At 41.7% G+C, this 16,697-nt stretch carries 15 protein-coding genes; 6 read left to right on the top strand and 9 right to left on the bottom strand.

Translation table 11 applies throughout. From position 1 onward, the window contains the following. Positions 1-71: 71 nt before the first annotated feature. The gene (locus AB1A65_RS07485; RefSeq protein WP_366587377.1) at positions 72-863 is read left to right on the top strand and encodes a DNA/RNA non-specific endonuclease; all 792 of its coding nucleotides are present in this window, start codon (positions 72-74) and stop codon (positions 861-863) included. On the opposite strand, the gene rodA is transcribed toward AB1A65_RS07485, so the two are convergent. The 7 genes from rodA to AB1A65_RS07520 all read right to left on the bottom strand — a co-directional run bounded on the left by rodA (position 860) and on the right by AB1A65_RS07520 (position 8,593). Then, entirely contained in the window at positions 860-2,143 is a 1,284-nt protein-coding gene (gene rodA, locus AB1A65_RS07490; protein ID WP_366587379.1) for a rod shape-determining protein RodA, read from the bottom strand. The two genes, AB1A65_RS07485 and rodA, sit on opposite strands and share 4 nt — an antisense overlap. Next, complete coding sequence (locus AB1A65_RS07495) at positions 2,133-4,001, bottom strand: penicillin-binding transpeptidase domain-containing protein (protein WP_366587381.1); 1,869 nt, start codon at positions 3,999-4,001, stop codon at positions 2,133-2,135. Before AB1A65_RS07495 ends, rodA begins: the two co-directional genes overlap by 11 nt. Before the next feature lie 57 nt (positions 4,002-4,058). Beyond that, positions 4,059-4,565: a rod shape-determining protein MreD gene (locus AB1A65_RS07500; RefSeq protein ID WP_366587383.1), complete on the bottom strand. Its 507-nt coding sequence runs from the start codon at positions 4,563-4,565 to the stop codon at positions 4,059-4,061. Continuing rightward, a complete protein-coding gene (gene mreC / locus AB1A65_RS07505) occupies positions 4,558-5,373 on the bottom strand; it encodes a rod shape-determining protein MreC (RefSeq protein WP_366587386.1) in 816 nt (271 codons plus the stop codon). Before mreC ends, AB1A65_RS07500 begins: the two co-directional genes overlap by 8 nt. 60 nt (positions 5,374-5,433) lie before the next feature. Then, positions 5,434-6,462: a rod shape-determining protein gene (locus AB1A65_RS07510; protein ID WP_036380166.1), complete on the bottom strand. Its 1,029-nt coding sequence runs from the start codon at positions 6,460-6,462 to the stop codon at positions 5,434-5,436. 54 nt (positions 6,463-6,516) lie between these two features. Further along, the gene (gene purH / locus AB1A65_RS07515) at positions 6,517-8,046 is read right to left on the bottom strand and encodes a bifunctional phosphoribosylaminoimidazolecarboxamide formyltransferase/IMP cyclohydrolase (RefSeq protein ID WP_366587389.1); all 1,530 of its coding nucleotides are present in this window, start codon (positions 8,044-8,046) and stop codon (positions 6,517-6,519) included. A gap of 94 nt (positions 8,047-8,140) precedes the next feature. Beyond that, positions 8,141-8,593, bottom strand: coding sequence for a GAF domain-containing protein (locus tag AB1A65_RS07520; protein WP_366587391.1), 453 nt, complete (start codon positions 8,591-8,593; stop codon positions 8,141-8,143). A 129-nt stretch (positions 8,594-8,722) separates the two neighbouring features. On the opposite strand from AB1A65_RS07520, the gene AB1A65_RS07525 reads away from it, so the two are divergent. The 5 genes from AB1A65_RS07525 (at position 8,723) to AB1A65_RS07545 (ending at position 13,395) form a co-directional block, all read left to right on the top strand. Then, the gene (locus AB1A65_RS07525) at positions 8,723-9,133 is read left to right on the top strand and encodes a hypothetical protein (protein ID WP_366587394.1); all 411 of its coding nucleotides are present in this window, start codon (positions 8,723-8,725) and stop codon (positions 9,131-9,133) included. Between the two features lie 84 nt (positions 9,134-9,217). Further along, positions 9,218-11,452 carry a TonB-dependent receptor gene (locus tag AB1A65_RS07530; protein ID WP_366587396.1) on the top strand — a complete coding sequence of 745 codons (2,235 nt, stop codon included), beginning with the start codon at positions 9,218-9,220 and terminating at the stop codon, positions 11,450-11,452. 18 nt (positions 11,453-11,470) lie between these two features. After that, on the top strand, positions 11,471-11,848 hold the full coding sequence (locus tag AB1A65_RS07535) for a heavy-metal-associated domain-containing protein (RefSeq protein WP_366587398.1): 378 nt from the start codon (positions 11,471-11,473) through the stop codon (positions 11,846-11,848). After that, positions 11,845-12,558, top strand: coding sequence for a MauE/DoxX family redox-associated membrane protein (locus tag AB1A65_RS07540; protein ID WP_366587400.1), 714 nt, complete (start codon positions 11,845-11,847; stop codon positions 12,556-12,558). Before AB1A65_RS07535 ends, AB1A65_RS07540 begins: the two co-directional genes overlap by 4 nt. Before the next feature lie 117 nt (positions 12,559-12,675). Further along, positions 12,676-13,395 (top strand): PepSY domain-containing protein, encoded by a 720-nt coding sequence (locus AB1A65_RS07545; RefSeq protein WP_366587402.1) that lies wholly within the window; start codon positions 12,676-12,678, stop codon positions 13,393-13,395. On the opposite strand, the gene AB1A65_RS07550 is transcribed toward AB1A65_RS07545, so the two are convergent. Continuing rightward, complete coding sequence (locus tag AB1A65_RS07550; protein WP_366587404.1) at positions 13,382-14,581, bottom strand: glycoside hydrolase family 18 protein; 1,200 nt, start codon at positions 14,579-14,581, stop codon at positions 13,382-13,384. The two genes, AB1A65_RS07545 and AB1A65_RS07550, sit on opposite strands and share 14 nt — an antisense overlap. Before the next feature lie 392 nt (positions 14,582-14,973). Next, positions 14,974-16,605, bottom strand: coding sequence for a chaperonin GroEL (groL, locus tag AB1A65_RS07555; RefSeq protein WP_366587406.1), 1,632 nt, complete (start codon positions 16,603-16,605; stop codon positions 14,974-14,976). Positions 16,606-16,697: the final 92 nt, after the last annotated feature.

The raw sequence follows: 16,697 nt of genomic DNA on the forward strand, positions 1-16,697 counted from the left end.
ATGATTGTATTTTTTAGAAACGCATATTTTAATGAACTTTACGCGCTTTTAGCAGCATTTTTTCAGTATACATGAAAAACAAAACCATATACAGTATCCTTTTTGCCCTTTGTTTGATAGGCTTTTGGGTATTCAAAAATTTTTATACTCCCGCTACATACTCCAATCCAGAAAGTTCAAATGAAGAGATGGTTGAACAGGTGTTTTTACCCAGTTCCACCACGGGAGATATCGTGCGGCACGAGCACTACATGCTTTCTTACAATGAACCCTTTGAACAGGCCGAGTGGGTACTGTATGAACTCAAAAAAAGCCATCTTACCTATGATGATAGAAAGCGGCCATACTTTATTGAAGACCCTAAGGTAAAGACCAAATCGGCTGATTGGCGAAATTACAGGGGTTCTGGATACGACCGAGGCCACTTGTGTCCAGCTGGGGATCGTCGTTTTTCGGAATATGCTTATAATGAAACATTTTACACCAGCAACATAAGTCCGCAGGATAGGGATTTTAATGCAGGTGTCTGGAACCGATTGGAACAGAAAGTACGGTATTGGTGTAAAACCTATGGCGATTTGGTTGTGATTACGGGAGGCATTTTAGAAAGTGGATTGGAGGAAATTGGCGAAGAAGATGTGGACGTTCCCAAAACCTTCTACAAGATTGTTTTGCAGAAAAACAACAACAAGGCCGTAGCTTTTTTAATGCCCAACAAAGAAAGTAAAGAGCCCTTACATCATTTTTTGGTTTCGATTGACAGTATTGAAAAACTGACGGGCATCAATTTTTTTGAAAAGCAGAATGAAGTTTGGCAAGACGAGTTGGAGAGCGAGGTAGATGCTTCCAGTTGGAAGTTTTAAATCCCGTCCTTTAATCTATTGGAGTCCAACTTAAGGAAAATAAACAATAACATTGTAAAAAATATTAGTCCAGAACCCCCATAACTAAAAAAGGGCAGGGGAACCCCAATGGTGGGTAGCAATCCGATCACCATTCCAATGTTAATGAAATAGTGGAACACCAAAATGGAGATAACCCCATAGCCGTACATTCGGCTGAAATCACTTTTTTGCCGCTCGGCAATATGAATCAACCGTAGAAAGAAAACGGAGAACAACAAGATTACGGTGGCCGTACCCAGAAATCCCCATTCCTCACCTACAGAACTGAAGATATAATCCGTATGTTGTTCCGGAACAAAATCTCCTTTGGTTCGTGTACCCTCTAAAAATCCTTTTCCAAAAAAACCTCCAGATTCAATGGCTTTTTCAGATTGATAGGTGTTATAACCAATGGTCTTTCTAATTTCATCCAGCTTTTTTTCATCCTTCTCTAAACTCAGCCAAAGTGCAATACGATCTCGGTGGCGCTGTTCAAATATGTTTTCATATACAAAATCCACCGAAAGGGAAAATAAAATCGACAGGACAATGACACCTGCAACAGGCAGGAACGGAATTTTAACGGAAGCTCTTTTAAAGGTATAGATTAATATGGTCAATATGATCAATCCAATGGCAATCCATACAGTTCCGAACATTAAAGTCGTGGCAAATAAAATCACCATGAACAATAATATTCCCAAAAAATATAATGGGAACCCTTCCCGAAACAACACAAAAAAGAACGAAAAGTAGATAAGGGCACTCCCAGGGTCAGGTTGGGGTAAAATCAATAACGCTGGCAATAGGATAATGGCAAGGGCATACAACTGGTGCCTTCCTGTTTTAAGGTCAGTTTGGATATCACTTAAAAACTTGGCAAGGGCAAGGGCCGTGGCCACTTTTGCCAATTCCGATGGCTGAAGGTTGAAAAAACCAAGATTGTACCAAGATGTTGCTCCGGCGATGGTTTTTCCGAACACAAAGAGACCTAAAAGTAAAACGATGGATATGACGTAAAAAATAGAGGCGAAGCGCTCAAAAAAATTGGACTCCACAAAAAGGACAAAAACAATGCCCAAAGCAGCCAGCCCAATAAAAAAGAGCTGTTTCCCATAAAGTGTTGAAAAGTCAAAAATTGAAGTATTTGGGTCTACCAGCGAAGTGGAATAGATATTGATCCAGCCAATGAAGACCAAAAGGGCATACAGAAAAATAGTGATCCAGTCTATCCTTCCAAAAAGCCCTCTACCAGACATATTCATTTATCTTGAAAGGTTCACCGCTATACGGTTTGGCATATTCGTGTTCCAACGTTTTTTCAAGCATACGCTTCTCCAAGTCCTTACGCGTGATTTCGCCTTTAATATATTTTTCAATTAAAAGTGAGGCAATATGTCCGGCGTAGCGTGCTCCATAATACCCATTTTCAATATAAACGGCCAAGGCAATTTGAGGATTTTCCACAGGAGCAAAGGCGACAAAGACCGAGTGGTCGGTAAGCTGCATTCGTTCGCCGTCAACCCTCACAAAGTTTTCAACGGTACCTGTTTTACCTGCAATTTCAACATCTGGAATCTGAACCCATCGGGCCGTACCATATTTGTATACATTGGCCATACCTTGAATCACGGGATCAAAATGCTTACGGTCAATGGTAGTGTAATTAGGTTCGGTATACTTGGGGTCTATGGTTCCAGAGCTGCCCATATTTTTTATAACATGTGGGATGTAGTAGTACCCCCTGTTGGCAATGGCGGCAGTCATATTGGCCAGCTGAAGCGGGGTGGCCGCAATCTCCCCTTGGCCAATAGCATTGGATATTATGGTTGAGGCGGCCCATCTTCCATCACCGTACCATTTGTCGTAAAAATCCTTATCTGGAATTCTTCCTGGTCTTCCTGTTGGTAAATCCGTACCTAGGTAATTACCTAAACCAAAACTTTTCATGTGTTTTTCCCAAACATCCATTGCTTCATCCGTAGTAGGATACTTGTCAAAAAGTCTTCTGAACGTACCTGCAAAATAAGCATTACATGATTGATAAATACCAGAGTTCATGTCGCGTACTCCCCCTCCACAGTGGCATCCTCTTAGTGTATTGCCAACGTAAAAACCATGGTAACACCGAAATTTTGTGCTGGGGTCAACAACGCCTTCTTGCAAAGCTGCCAATGCATTCAACGTTTTAAATGGCGACCCAGGCGAAGGTTCTGCCAAAATGGAACGGTCCCAAGTGGGTTTGGAAATGGTATCGTAGTGGAGTTTGCTATAATTTTTGGAGCGTTCCCTGCCCACCAAAAGCGATGGATCATAAGTGGGGCCTGAAATCATGGCTAAAATCTCACCAGACTTGGGTTCAAGGGCTACAATACCGCCTCTTTTACCGTGCATTAATTTTTCACCGTATTCTTGAAGTTCTTTATCCAAGGTAATACGAATCTCGGTGCCCTGCTCGGGGAGTGTGTCCAATTTACCCTCTTTGTAGGGGCCAATATCACGATTAAATCGGTCTTTTTGGATGTGTTTTACCCCTTTTCGTCCCCGTAAAACTTCTTCGTACTGTTTCTCAATTCCGGTGCGACCTTTCAGTTCGCCCGCTACATAATAGGGATTGTTCTGTAGGTCCCACTCATTTACCTCACTGATATAGCCTAGAACATTGGCCGCACTGTTCGTGGTGTAGTAGCGTAAAGATCGTTTTTGGATATAAAATCCAACATAATGTCTCATTTTTTCCTGGAGGGTGGCATAATCTTCCTTAGAAAGTTGGGGGACCAAAACAGATGGAAGTCTGGGTGAATAGACCCTTGCTTTTTCCATTTTGGTTATAAAAGTGGCCTTGTCGATTCCCAAAAGGCTACAAAACTCCAAGGTGTCCAACGGTTGTACCTCGCGGGGAATCACCATCACGTCATAAGCCGGTTGGTTACCAACCATAAGCTCCCCATTTCTATCGTAGATATAACCCCGTTCAGGGTAGTCGTATATTTTTTTGATGGCTGGATCATCCAATATTTGATCAGGGGAAAAACGAAATAACTGCAAATAGGAGAGTCTACCAATAAAGGTAAATCCTATGATCACGATAATTGAAGACAAGAGCAGTTTTTTCATACTATACTGATTTGTAAACCCGAAGCCCTGTACTATTCCAACGACGCAACAGTGCTTTTATTCGTTTTTAGGACTAAAAAGTGAACTAAAGAGTGTACAAAGTATCAAAGTTACAATACCTGTGGTAAAAACTTTTTTCAAAATTAACAGGAAGTGGTAAAAACTTAAAATTTCCAACGAAAAGAATACCAGTAGGTGGATTAAAATAAGCAAGGCCATAAACGTGATCCGTTGCACTTTTGTGGTATTCTTAAAACTGAAGTTTTGAAACTCATAGTTCACACCAAAGCAAAAACGCATTACCACCGGTCTGGCGTAGGCCACGGTTAATGAAGCCAAGGAGTGCAGTGCCAAGGTGTCTGAAAAGACATCTATTATGAAGCCCAACAGAAACGAAATGACCATGAACAGCGCCCTGTTGCCTTTTATGGGGTACCAGTAAAAGAATATTACGTATACCATTGGGTTAATGTGCCCCATAAAGTGAAGATTGTTAAAAATCAGCACTTGGGTCAGAACCAGTAGCACAAACCGAATGATATTTAAGAATATGGCGTTATTCATTTGTGGTGGTTGATTCCAAGGCCTTTATTTCCTCTCGGTTTTTGTTTTCAATTAAGTATACATTCTTAATGTTTATCATATCATTGAAGAGTTCAACATCAATATTGTAAAAGCTTTTGGAAGCATTCAGATCATACTTTTTTATAACCCCAATGGGGATGTTCTCTGGAAAAATACTGGACATACCTCCCGTTACAATCGTATCTCCCACCACCAGTGGCACCAATCTGGGAATGTCTACCAATTGCGCGGTTGTGTAGTCTTTTGCATCCCAAACCAGTGATCCAAAATAATTGGAATGCTTAATTTTTGCATTGATGTTGGATTTGGTATTAAGAATGCTCTGCACCGTGGCAAAATTATTGGATACATTCTCAACAATGCCCAAAATTCCTTTGGTGGTGATTACCCCCATATCTTGCCTCACTCCCTGTTTTTTTCCTTTGTCGATAGTAACGTAGTTACGGGGAGAAGTAAAACTATTCTTTACAAGTCGGGCACTTAATACCTCATAGTTCACGAGGGATGAATCCAAAGGTTCAATTACAGCATTTTCCGCGTTGAAAAGCATTCTTCGCAATCGTTCATTTTCTTCAACCAAACGGGTATTTTCTTCTCGCAAGTTGAAATAGGAGGACACATCCGAAGCCGTGCCATAGACATTGCCCGTTAACCACTTGGAGGAGTTAAAAAATTTGGATTGATGATAGGAATGTGACCGAACCGTAATCACCAACGAAATGAGCGCAAGAAAGCAGTAGAGGAACGCGTTTCTATTACGTAGGATAAAGTTGATGATCCGTTGCATGCAATCGTATCGTTAAGAAAGTTTGAACGCTTCAAGCGGGAAAGGAACAAAGTTCCTGTTTTACTTGATCAAGATACTCTTGTAGCGCTCTAAATTTTTAAGTGCAATCCCTGTTCCGCGAACAACCGCCCTCAAAGGATCTTCGGCAATATAAACTGGCAAATCTGTCTTTTGGGAAAGCCTTCTGTCCAGACCTCTCAACATAGAACCGCCCCCGGCCAAATAAATTCCCGTATTGTAAATATCGGCAGCCAATTCTGGTGGGGTTTGGGACAAGGTTTCCATAACCGCGTCCTCAACCCGCAAAATACTTTTGTCAAGTGCTTTTGCAATTTCACGGTAAGAGACTTGAACCTGTTTTGGTTTTCCGGTCAAAAGATCTCGCCCTTGGATGGATTTATCATCTGGAGGAGATTTTAAGTCCTCAGTGGCAGAACCAATTTCAATTTTAATGGCCTCGGCAGTGCTTTCACCCACATACAGGTTATGCTGGGTGCGCATATAATATATGATATCATTGGTGAACACGTCACCTGCAATCTTTACTGATTTGTCGCAAACAATACCGCCCAAGGCAATTACAGCAATCTCGGTAGTACCCCCACCGATGTCAACAATCATATTCCCTTTGGGCTGCATAATGTCCAACCCAATACCAATGGCCGCCGCCATGGGTTCATGGATCAGATAAACCTCTTTACCGTTTACGCGTTCCGCGGATTCACGAACCGCACGCATTTCCACTTCGGTAATTCCCGATGGGATACAGATAACCATGCGCAGTGCTGGTGGAAACCACTTTTTCTTGAGCGCAGGAATGTTCTTGATGAACATATTGATCATCTTTTCCGAAGCGTCAAAGTCAGCGATTACCCCATCCTTCAGTGGTCGTATGGTTTTGATGTTTTCATGGGTTTTCCCCTGCATCATATTGGCTTCGCGACCTACCGCGATTATTTTTCCTGACACGCGGTCCCTGGCCACAATGGAAGGACTGTCAACCACCACTTTGTCCAAGTGGATGATCAGGGTATTTGCAGTACCAAGGTCAATGGCAATCTCCTCGGTCATGAAATCAAAAAATCCCATAAAAAGCGTTTATTTTCGGATTAACGGTAAAAATTATCGGCTAATGTACTAAAATTAATGTTTAAAATGCCGTGTGCCCGTCATCACCATGGCCATTCCATTTTCATTGCAATAATCAATGCTCAATTGGTCTTTGATGGACCCTCCAGGTTGAATCACACTTTTAATTCCGGCCTTATCGGCAATCTCCACACAATCGGGGAATGGGAAAAAGGCATCACTGGCCATTACGGCACCATCCAAATCAAAATTGAAGGATTGAGCCTTATGGATGGCCTGGTTCAATGCGTCCACTCGTGAAGTTTGTCCCGTTCCACTGGCGCACAATTGTTTGTTCTTGGCCAAAACGATGGTATTGCTCTTGGTGTGCTTGCACAATTTGGAAGCAAAAATCAAATCCTCAATCTCTTCTGGAGTGGGTTGTTTTTCTGTTACTGGAGTCAAATCTTTCTTGGAATCGGTTTTGGAATCCTTATCCTGAACCAAAACACCATTCAAACAAGATCTGACCAAGGTTTCTGGCAAATCAATCTCGTTTTGAATCAAAATGATCCTATTTTTCTTGCCCTTCAAAATTTCCAACGCTTCATTAGAATAACTTGGAGCAATGACCACTTCGCAAAACAGGGTGTGGATTTCTTCAGCAGTTGGGGCATCAATTTCTTTGTTGGAAATCAAAATTCCGCCAAAAGCAGATACTGGGTCTCCTGCTAAGGCATCCACATACGCTTGTTTGATAGTGCTCCGCGTGGCCAACCCACAAGCATTGTTGTGCTTTAAAATAGCAAAAGTAGGATCGTCATTTTTGAATTCTTGCATCAAATTGACTGCGGCATCCACGTCCAACAAATTATTATAGGAGAGCTCCTTGCCATGTAATTTGGTGAACATGGCCTCAAAATCTCCGAAGAAATAACCCTTTTGATGTGGATTTTCTCCATAACGGAGTATTTGACCTTGAGTTTCACTGATTTTTAATACGGTTTCTTCTCCATTTTGGTTGAAGTAGTTAAAAATGGCCGTATCGTAATGGGATGAAACATTAAAAGCTTTGGCGGCAAAACGTTTGCGGTCTTCCAAGGTTGTGGTGCCGTTTCCTTCGGAAATGACCTCCAAAAAGGCAGTATAATCTTCCATAGAGGAAACACAAAGCACGTCCTTGAAGTTTTTGGCAGCAGCCCTGATCAAGGAAATACCACCGATGTCGATTTTCTCGATAATATCTTGTTCCGATGCACCACTGGCAACGGTTTTTTCAAAAGGGTAGAGGTCTACGATGACAATATCCAATTGGGGAATGTCAAATTCCTGCATTTGTGCCACATCACTTTCATTGTCCTGACGGTTTAAAATGCCACCAAAAACTTTGGGGTGCAACGTCTTTACACGTCCGCCCAAAATTGAAGGGTAGCTGGTCACATCTTCAACGGGTACCACATTGATGCCCAAATCGCGAATAAATTTTTCGGTTCCCCCAGTGGAATAAAGGGTTACGCCGAGTTCGTGCAATTTTTTTACGATGGGTTCCAGACCATCTTTATGAAATACGGAAATTAATGCAGCGGAGGCTTTTTTGGCAGTCATCTTCTAGGTTTTGGAAATCAATTTTATAAGCGGACAAAATTACCCCTTTTGAACCTAAAAAGTAAAACGGTTTATCAACAAAATGGCAATAGTTTTACAGAATTTTGGCCACTTCTTGGTTGATGAATTCCAAAAAACGCTCATCATCTTCCGTAAAAGGGTCTGGAGTGTTGGAATCAATATCGATTTGGCCGACGTTTTCTCCATTTACAAACAATGGAACCACAATTTCGGCCTTTACGGTGATACTGCAGGCAATGTAGTTGTCTTGGGTAGCCACATCGGGCACTACAAAGTTTTGGTTGCTCACTGCCACTTGACCACAAATGCCTTTTCCAAAAGGGATAATGGTGTGGTCTGTGGGGGCTCCGGCATAGGGACCTAATTTCAACTCTTCCTTATCCCCATTTTTAAAATAAAACCCTACCCAGTCGTAATAATCCACATGGCTACGTAAAAGTTCGCAGATTTCACCCAAACGGGTGTCCAAAGATTTGTTTTCATCTTTTACGATTTCAAGGATTTTGGGTTCCAAAGATTTTAGCATAGGTATTTTTTGCAAATGTATTGAATCGTGGATTTGTCCGACAAAAGAAAGTGAACTTACAGCTTAAAAAACAATAAACTTTTGTTAAGTCGAGTGCCTCAAAACGATATTTTGTAAATTTGCATTGGAATGAAACAGGTTTTCCATCAAATAACATCTGTGGCAATGGCAATTTTGCTGTTGGCCTCTACCGTTTCTTGGACGGTGGACAAGCATCTTTGTATGGGCCGGGTAATGGATATTTCTCTATTTGCGCATGCGGAAAACTGCGGAATGGAAATATCCATGGAAGCCATGAATAACGATGATTTGCAAAACAGTTGTTGTGAGGATGAGTCGTTCACCATAGAGGGGCAGGATGACCTTAAGCTTACATGGAACGATTTTGATTTGGACCACCAACTCTTTTTGGTGGCCTTTACCAAATCTTATGTTGACCTCTTTGTTCCGTTGGAAAAACTTCCTGTTCCAAACGAACATTACCCACCTCCCAAACTGGTTCAGGATATCCATATCCTAGATCAGGTCTTCTTGATTTAAACTATTGAATTGATTTTCGTTTACCCGTTTCACTTTTGATTCGGGCTGAGTGATTTTACACGCATTTAATTCAATTCAATACAAATGAAACAAATTTTAATATTTCTTTTTTGGCTCCCATTTTTCGGCATTGCCCAAGAGACCGTCGAGGGCATGGTGATGGAAGCCAATGAACAAAATAAGCATATAGGGCTGGCTGGGGCCAATGTATACTGGCAAGGCTCACCCATCGGCACCATGACCCAAGATGATGGCACTTTTTCCATCCCCTATTCAAACGAATACAATAAATTGATTATCAGTTTTGTTGGGTTTCAATCGGATACCTTAACAATTGATGCGCCAAAACCGGTGCATCATTGGTTAAAACCCTCCAACCAACTCGATGAAGTAGTTGTGGAGCAGAAAAAAGAAGCTGTCCAAAAGGCACTCTTCTCAGCGCAGAATGTTGTTACTGTGAACAGTGCCGAACTTTTAAAAGCGGCCTGTTGCAATCTTTCGGAAAGTTTTGAGACCAATCCGGCTATAGATGTCAATTTTAATGACGCTTTAACTGGAACCAAACAGATTGAAATGTTGGGGCTTACCAGTCCATATTTATTGATTACCCAAGAGAATATTCCCATGGTTCGTGGGGCATCCCAATCCTTTGGATTGACCTTTACCCCCGGCACGTGGGTGGAAAGTATCCAAATCACCAAAGGGGCGGGGAGTGTGATTAATGGGTACGAAAGTATCTCAGGACAAATCAATACAGAACTTCAAAAGCCACTGACGGATGTTCCGGTTTTTGTAAATGGATATGCGAATCTTAACGGCAGATTAGAGCTGAACACCCACTTGAACACCAAAGTTTCTGATACGTGGAGCACGGGATTATACATTCACGGAAACCGCAGGGACTCGGAAGAGGACAACAACGATGACGGTTTTTTGGATATGCCATTGTCCAATCAAATCAACATCATGAATCGTTGGCAATATCAAAATCCAGAAAAAGGATGGGTGAGTTTCTTTAATGTCCGTTACTTAAATGACCAAAAGCAAGTAGGCGAGGCAGGGTTTGACCCAGAAACTGACCGATTTACCACCAATGCCTGGGGCAGTGAAATAGATACGGAGCGTTTTGATGGCGCTGTAAAATTGGGCTATGTGTTTCCAGAAATGCCGTTCCAAAGTTTTGGATTTCAAGCTTCTTATAGCCATCATGAACAGGATTCCTATTATGGTTTCAATACCTATGATATTGATCATGAAAGTATCTATTCCAATCTACTGTTCAATTCCATTATTGGAAATACAAAGCATAAGTTCACAACGGGACTTTCTTTTGCTTATGATGGGTATGATGAGCTGGTGAACGGAGAAACCTTTGCGCGTTCAGACAGGTCGGCCGGGGCTTTTTTTGAATACAACTACACGAACCTAGAAAAATTTAGTCTTACCGCAGGAGCCCGTTTTGATACACACAACCGAATTGGAAATTTCTTTACACCAAGATTGCATGTGCGTTATACACCTTGGGAAAATGGAAGTTTCCGAGGATCATTTGGGATCGGAAGAAGGGCTGCCAATATTTTTGCGGAAAACCAACGTTTGTTCGCTTCCTCAAGAACAATTCAGCTGAATGGTAACGAGGGAAGCGTTTATGGATTTGATCCGGAAAAAGCCGTAAACTATGGGCTGAGTTTTATTCAAAAGTTTAGGTTGTTCGATAGACCTGGGGATTTCAGCATCGATTTTTACCGTACCAATTTTGAAAACCAGATAGTGGTGGACTGGGAAAATCCGCAAGAAATTGTTTTTTCTAACCTTGATGGAAAAAGTTATGCCAACAGCTTGCAGGTAGAACTGAACCACAGAATTTTACCCAATGTGGAAATGCGAACGGCCTATAAATTTTATGACGTAAAAACTGACTATCAGACTGGTTTGTTACAAAAACCATTGCAGGCTAAACACCGATTTTTCACCAATGTGGGATACAATACCCAGCCCAAAGAAAATGGGGCGCAATGGCGGTTCGATTATACCTTGCACCTTCTGGGAGAACAGCGATTGCCAAGCACAGCCTCGAACCCAATGGAATTTCAATTGGGGGAATTTGCGGATGGGTATGGTTTAATGAATGCACAGATTACCAAAGTATTCTCTGATACATTTGAGGTGTATATTGGCGGTGAGAATTTAACTAATTTTAGACAATACAATGCCGTTTTGGGGGCAGATGACCCTTTCGGTGATTATTTTGACACAACTATTGTGTACGCACCCATTTTTGGAAGAATGCTCTATACGGGCTTTAGATTTAAAATTTAACACATAAAAATTTATATCATGAAAAGAATATTAACAGTACTAATAATCATATTGGTTTCTGCAACGGGGACGGCCCAGGACAAAAACAAGAAAATGGCCTTTGAGGTCAATGGAAAATGCGAAATGTGCAAAATGCGAATTGAAAAAGCAGCTTTGGGGGTAGCCGGTGTAAAATATGCGAGTTGGGATATTCCCACGCATCAATTGTCTTTGGTTATAGATGAACGTAAAACAAATTCGATGCAAATAAAATCTGCAATCGCGGAAGTAGGACATGATAGCAAGGAGCTTAAAGCAACCCAAGAGGCGTATGATGCCGTTCACCCGTGCTGCAAGTACAGGGAGGATAACACGGATGATGGAGCTACCCATACTAAAAATCACAATGAACAATGAAACATACGTATTCCATAACCGGAATGACCTGCAATGGATGTGCATCATCTGTAAAAGAACAACTTTCTAAAGTTGAAGATGTGCAAGAGGTAGATGTGGATTTGGAAAAAGCGGAAGCTACTATTGCAATGCAACAGCATGTGCCCCTTGAAAAATTAAGGGGCGCATTATCCGCTAAATATGGCATAAGTACCACGGAAGAAGATGTTGCTTCACAAAGTTTTCCGGTTGAAAAATCAAAATTAGAGCAGTTAAGACCACTCTTTCTCATTTTTGGATACCTGTTTGCCGCTGCCATTTTATTGAATTATAGCGACTGGAACTATTCCAATGCTATGCTCGATTTTATGGGGCTTTTTTACGTGGTTTTCAGCTTTTTTAAGTTTTTGGACCTCAAAGGTTTCCCGGAAAGTTTTCGGATGTACGACCCATTGGCAAAGGTGGTGCCTGTTTATGGTTGGATTTACCCATTTCTGGAATTGGCATTGGGACTATTTTTCTTGATGCGGTTTCAAATTACCTTGTCCTTGGTCATAACCATAATAATTTTGGGCATTACCACCTATGGTGTAACCAAATCTTTACTGGATAAGAAAAGCATCCGTTGTGCTTGTTTGGGAACGGCGTTGAACCTTCCCATGACGGAGGCAACTTTTATTGAAAATGCGATCATGTTGGTGATGGCACTGATTATGTTGTTCCAGTTTTAAGGAGGCTGAAAATTATACAAACTATGATTGCTTAGGAGTTCTAATCGATGGAGTTTTGAATCTATTTTTTGGGTATCTTGTGCGCTTAGGTCAAGAACAAAACAAATAGATTAATACATGGTAAAAAGAACCATTGCAGTAAAAATTAGAAAGGCCCATAGATATTTGGGCCTTTTTTTAGGCCTGCAATTTATAATGTGGACCTTAAGTGGTCTTTACTTTAGTTGGACAGACCTTGATGAGATCCACGGAGATCACTACAAGCAGTTGCCACCCAAGAGAACAGCATTTACCAACCTGCTGGGCACCGCACAATTGGAAGGGGTAAAGGAAATTAAATCATTACAACTGCTTGATATTGCAGGGCAGCCTTTTTATTGGATCAATGAAAATGTTTTATTCAACGCTCGAACAGGGGAGAAAAAGAAGTCCGTTAGTCAAAAAGAAGCCTTGTCGGTGGCGGCTCAACACATGCGTCCTGATTTAAAGGTGACTTCCGTTGTGCAATTGGATGAGGTGGATGCGCACCATGAGTACCGTGGCAGGCCTTTACCGGCTTATGAAATTTCGTATGACACTGCGGACGACCTAAAAGCATACGTGGCTTTAAGTAATGGGGCGTTTCAAACAGTACGACATCGCAATTGGCGCTGGTTTGATTTTTTGTGGATGACCCATACCATGGACTATCAAGGGCGGGATGACTTTAATACATCCGTGCTCCGCGCCTTCTCCCTTTTGGGGTTGATTACGGTACTGAGTGGGTTTCTGCTATGGGCTACGTCATCCCAAACTTTAACGAAGTTATTGGGAAGAAATTCAATTAGTTCTTCGTAGCGGCATCAAACATTGATTTTAATAGACTACTCGGTTCTTTAGTGTCATTGCCCAATTGCCAAAACATGATGCCGCCCAATTTCTTTTTCAGGGCGTATTCGGTTTTCAGGCGAACGGAAACTGTATCGTCATAGCTGATAAAAATACTGTCTTTGGCATTGTACAAATAAGGTGCTTTGGCAATTGAGTCCCAATAACGTTTAAAATTTGGGTCTTTTTCAAACTCAGTTCGGATATTGTAGTAGGCTGCCCATCCAATATGCGGACCTGAGTTAGATTGGTAAAGTCCATTGTTTTTGGGAGGAACACCTTTCCAAGCCCTTCCATAAAAAGCGGAACCAATGACCATTTGTTCGGGTTTTACCCCTTGCTCTAGACAGTATTCCACTATTTTTTCAGCAGACCTGGGCCCATAATCCCGGTCATCCCCACGTTCTTTTTTCCATTCATTGATGAACTCTGCTGCTGGAGTACCTTCAATGTCTTTTTCCCTGATATATCCCAGAGGCGTATGATGTCCGGTATAGGGAGAATTGCCTCCGACTTGATCGTATGTCATTATGTTCATATAATCTACAAAACCCATCACCTTTTCCAACTCGATATTCTCGTAGTAAGGTTTCCAGCCTGCAGAAGCAAAAGTCAAGGTCTGTTTGCGTTCCAGTGCATCCAAAGCTTCCCGTAATTCCTTCATCAATAGCGTGAAGTTTTGCTTGTCTTCAGGTCGAGCGCCAGTTCCTGCTGCAGGTATGGCCGGATATTCCCAATCAATGTCAATTCCATCCAAATCGTATTTTTGATTGAACTCCACCACACTTTCTACAAACTTCTTTCGATTCTCAGCGGTATGGGACATGTCGGAAAACCCATCGGCACCCCATCCGCCGCAGGCAATCATTACCTTAAGATTCGGATGGTTTTTTCGCTGTTCCACCAATTGTTCTAGTTTTTTGCCGTCTTCCGCATTCCTGAACTGCATTTTTCCATCGATGACATGGGTAAATGAAAAAATGATATGTGTCAATTGATGCAACGGAAGGTTTTCGGGATGATAGTCTTTTTCAGGCACATAATAGGCCATTACGGCCACTGAGGGTTCATCGGAATTGGGTTGATTTTTAAAAACGGCAAATGCCGTAATCAATCCGAAAAGAAGTAGAAGTGAGATGGAGCGCAGCTGTTTCATTTTGTGTGATTTAGATTTTTAGAAAGTACTCCAAAAGAGATTGAATAGCGAAAGTTTTAGACCAAGAACAGCTTGATTAATACGGACAACAATTTTGCGGATAAAAGTATGCCATTTGTTTTTAGTTAATATTTAGCCAAATAAAATCTACGAATTCAAATCTGAAATACATTTACTTCAGTTTTAAATTTATTTGACTCATGAAACAAGCGAAGTCAACTGGAAAGTCATCTCCTGCAAAAGCGGTTAAACCTGCTGCAAAGAAGACTACCCAAGCTACTGGTAAGAAGAAGTAACTTGGTTTTTGGATTCTCCGGAATCCTGCAACGAGATAAAAGAAAACGCCCCGATGAAAATCGGGGCGTTCCTATTTTTAATCCGAATGGGATGTCTTACATCATGCCAGGCATTCCACCGCCACCCATTGGAGGTCCGGCTGGAGTATCTTCTTTGATGTCAGTCAATGCACATTCAGTTGTCAAGATCATACCTGCTACCGAAGCGGCGTTTTCCAAAGCAATTCGGGTTACTTTCTTAGGGTCTATGATACCTGCCTGAAGCATGTCAACATACTTGTCAGATTTGGCATCATATCCGTAATCTTTTTTGCCTTCAAGTACTTTAGCAATTACTACGGAGCCTTCACCGCCAGCGTTTTCAACGATGGTACGTAATGGAGACTCAATGGCCTTGGCCACGATTTGTACACCTGTGGTTTCATCCAAAGAATCGGTAGTCAATTTTTCAAGCACTTTTTTGGCACGTACCAATGCTACGCCACCACCGGCAACAATACCTTCTTCCACAGCGGCACGAGTAGCGTGCAAGGCATCATCAACACGGTCTTTTTTCTCCTTCATCTCAACTTCTGAAGCAGCACCTACATATAAAACGGCAACTCCACCAGCCAATTTGGCCAAACGTTCTTGCAATTTTTCCTTGTCATAATCAGAAGTAGTGGTCTCAATCTGAGATTTGATTTGGTTTACTCTTGCTTTGATGTCAGAGGGTTTACCAGAACCGTTCACAATTGTAGTGTTGTCCTTGTCGATGGTTACGGTCTCAGCGGTACCCAACATATCCAAAGAAGCATTTTCCAAAGAGAAACCTCTTTCCTCGGAAATTACAGTTCCACCGGTTAGGATAGCGATGTCTTCCAACATGGCTTTTCTTCTGTCGCCAAATCCAGGTGCTTTAACAGCAGCAATTTTAAGACCGCCTCTCAATTTGTTCACTACCAAAGTGGCCAAGGCTTGCCCTTCAACATCTTCGGCAATGATCAAAAGGGGTCTTCCAGATTGTGCAACGGGCTCAAGGATGGGAAGAATCTCTTGTAGATTGGAAATTTTCTTATCGAACAATAGAATATAAGGATTCTCCAAATCGGCCACCATTTTGTCGGTATCGGTTACGAAGTAAGGAGAAAGGTAACCTCTATCAAATTGCATACCTTCTACTACATCAACATAGGTGTCCGTACCTTTGGCTTCCTCAACAGTGATTACACCTTCTTTACCAACTTTATCAAATGCTTTGGCGATAAGGTCACCAATAGTCTCATCGTTATTTGAAGAAATTGAGGCAACTTGTTTGATTTTATCTGAATCGTTGCCCACTTTCTTGGCTTGCTTTTCCAAGTCAGCTACCAAAGCCTCAACCGCTTTGTCTATACCTCTTTTCAGGTCCATTGGGTTGGCCCCGGCAGCAACGTTTTTAAGCCCTTCTTTTACAATGGCTTGTGCCAATACGGTTGCTGTAGTGGTACCGTCACCGGCTTGATCATTGGTTCTGGAAGCAACTTCCTTCACCATTTGCGCCCCCATATCTTCTAGGGGATCTTCCAATTCAATTTCTTTTGCTACAGAAACACCATCCTTGGTTACTTGTGGTGCACCGAACGATTTACTGATGATCACGTTTCTTCCCTTGGGTCCCAAGGTTACTTTTACAGCTTCGGCCAATTTGTCCACACCTCTTTTAAGGCCGTCACGTGCATCTATCTCAAACTTAATATCTTTTGCCATTTTTAAATTTTTTAGTTGAAAAAATTAATTTCCAAAATTCAATTCCCAAACTCCATTTTGGAAGGTTGATAGGGATTGGTTTGGATTTTGAT

It is taken from the genome of Allomuricauda sp. ANG21, assembly GCF_040705235.1.
Classification (GTDB): domain Bacteria; phylum Bacteroidota; class Bacteroidia; order Flavobacteriales; family Flavobacteriaceae; genus Flagellimonas; species Flagellimonas marina.

Coding starts and splice junctions, on each gene's coding strand:
- AB1A65_RS07520 (WP_366587391.1), bottom strand. CDS start 8,593: ATGCTAAAATCTTTGGAACCCAAAATCCTTGAAATCGTAAAAGATGAA.
- AB1A65_RS07495 (WP_366587381.1), bottom strand. CDS start 4,001: ATGAAAAAACTGCTCTTGTCTTCAATTATCGTGATCATAGGATTTACC.
- AB1A65_RS07530 (WP_366587396.1), top strand. CDS start 9,218: ATGAAACAAATTTTAATATTTCTTTTTTGGCTCCCATTTTTCGGCATT.
- groL (WP_366587406.1), bottom strand. CDS start 16,605: ATGGCAAAAGATATTAAGTTTGAGATAGATGCACGTGACGGCCTTAAA.
- AB1A65_RS07485 (WP_366587377.1), top strand. CDS start 72: ATGAAAAACAAAACCATATACAGTATCCTTTTTGCCCTTTGTTTGATA.
- AB1A65_RS07525 (WP_366587394.1), top strand. CDS start 8,723: ATGAAACAGGTTTTCCATCAAATAACATCTGTGGCAATGGCAATTTTG.
- AB1A65_RS07500 (WP_366587383.1), bottom strand. CDS start 4,565: ATGAATAACGCCATATTCTTAAATATCATTCGGTTTGTGCTACTGGTT.
- AB1A65_RS07510 (WP_036380166.1), bottom strand. CDS start 6,462: ATGGGATTTTTTGATTTCATGACCGAGGAGATTGCCATTGACCTTGGT.
- purH (WP_366587389.1), bottom strand. CDS start 8,046: ATGACTGCCAAAAAAGCCTCCGCTGCATTAATTTCCGTATTTCATAAA.
- mreC (WP_366587386.1), bottom strand. CDS start 5,373: ATGCAACGGATCATCAACTTTATCCTACGTAATAGAAACGCGTTCCTC.
- AB1A65_RS07545 (WP_366587402.1), top strand. CDS start 12,676: ATGGTAAAAAGAACCATTGCAGTAAAAATTAGAAAGGCCCATAGATAT.
- AB1A65_RS07550 (WP_366587404.1), bottom strand. CDS start 14,581: ATGAAACAGCTGCGCTCCATCTCACTTCTACTTCTTTTCGGATTGATT.
- rodA (WP_366587379.1), bottom strand. CDS start 2,143: ATGTCTGGTAGAGGGCTTTTTGGAAGGATAGACTGGATCACTATTTTT.
- AB1A65_RS07535 (WP_366587398.1), top strand. CDS start 11,471: ATGAAAAGAATATTAACAGTACTAATAATCATATTGGTTTCTGCAACG.
- AB1A65_RS07540 (WP_366587400.1), top strand. CDS start 11,845: ATGAAACATACGTATTCCATAACCGGAATGACCTGCAATGGATGTGCA.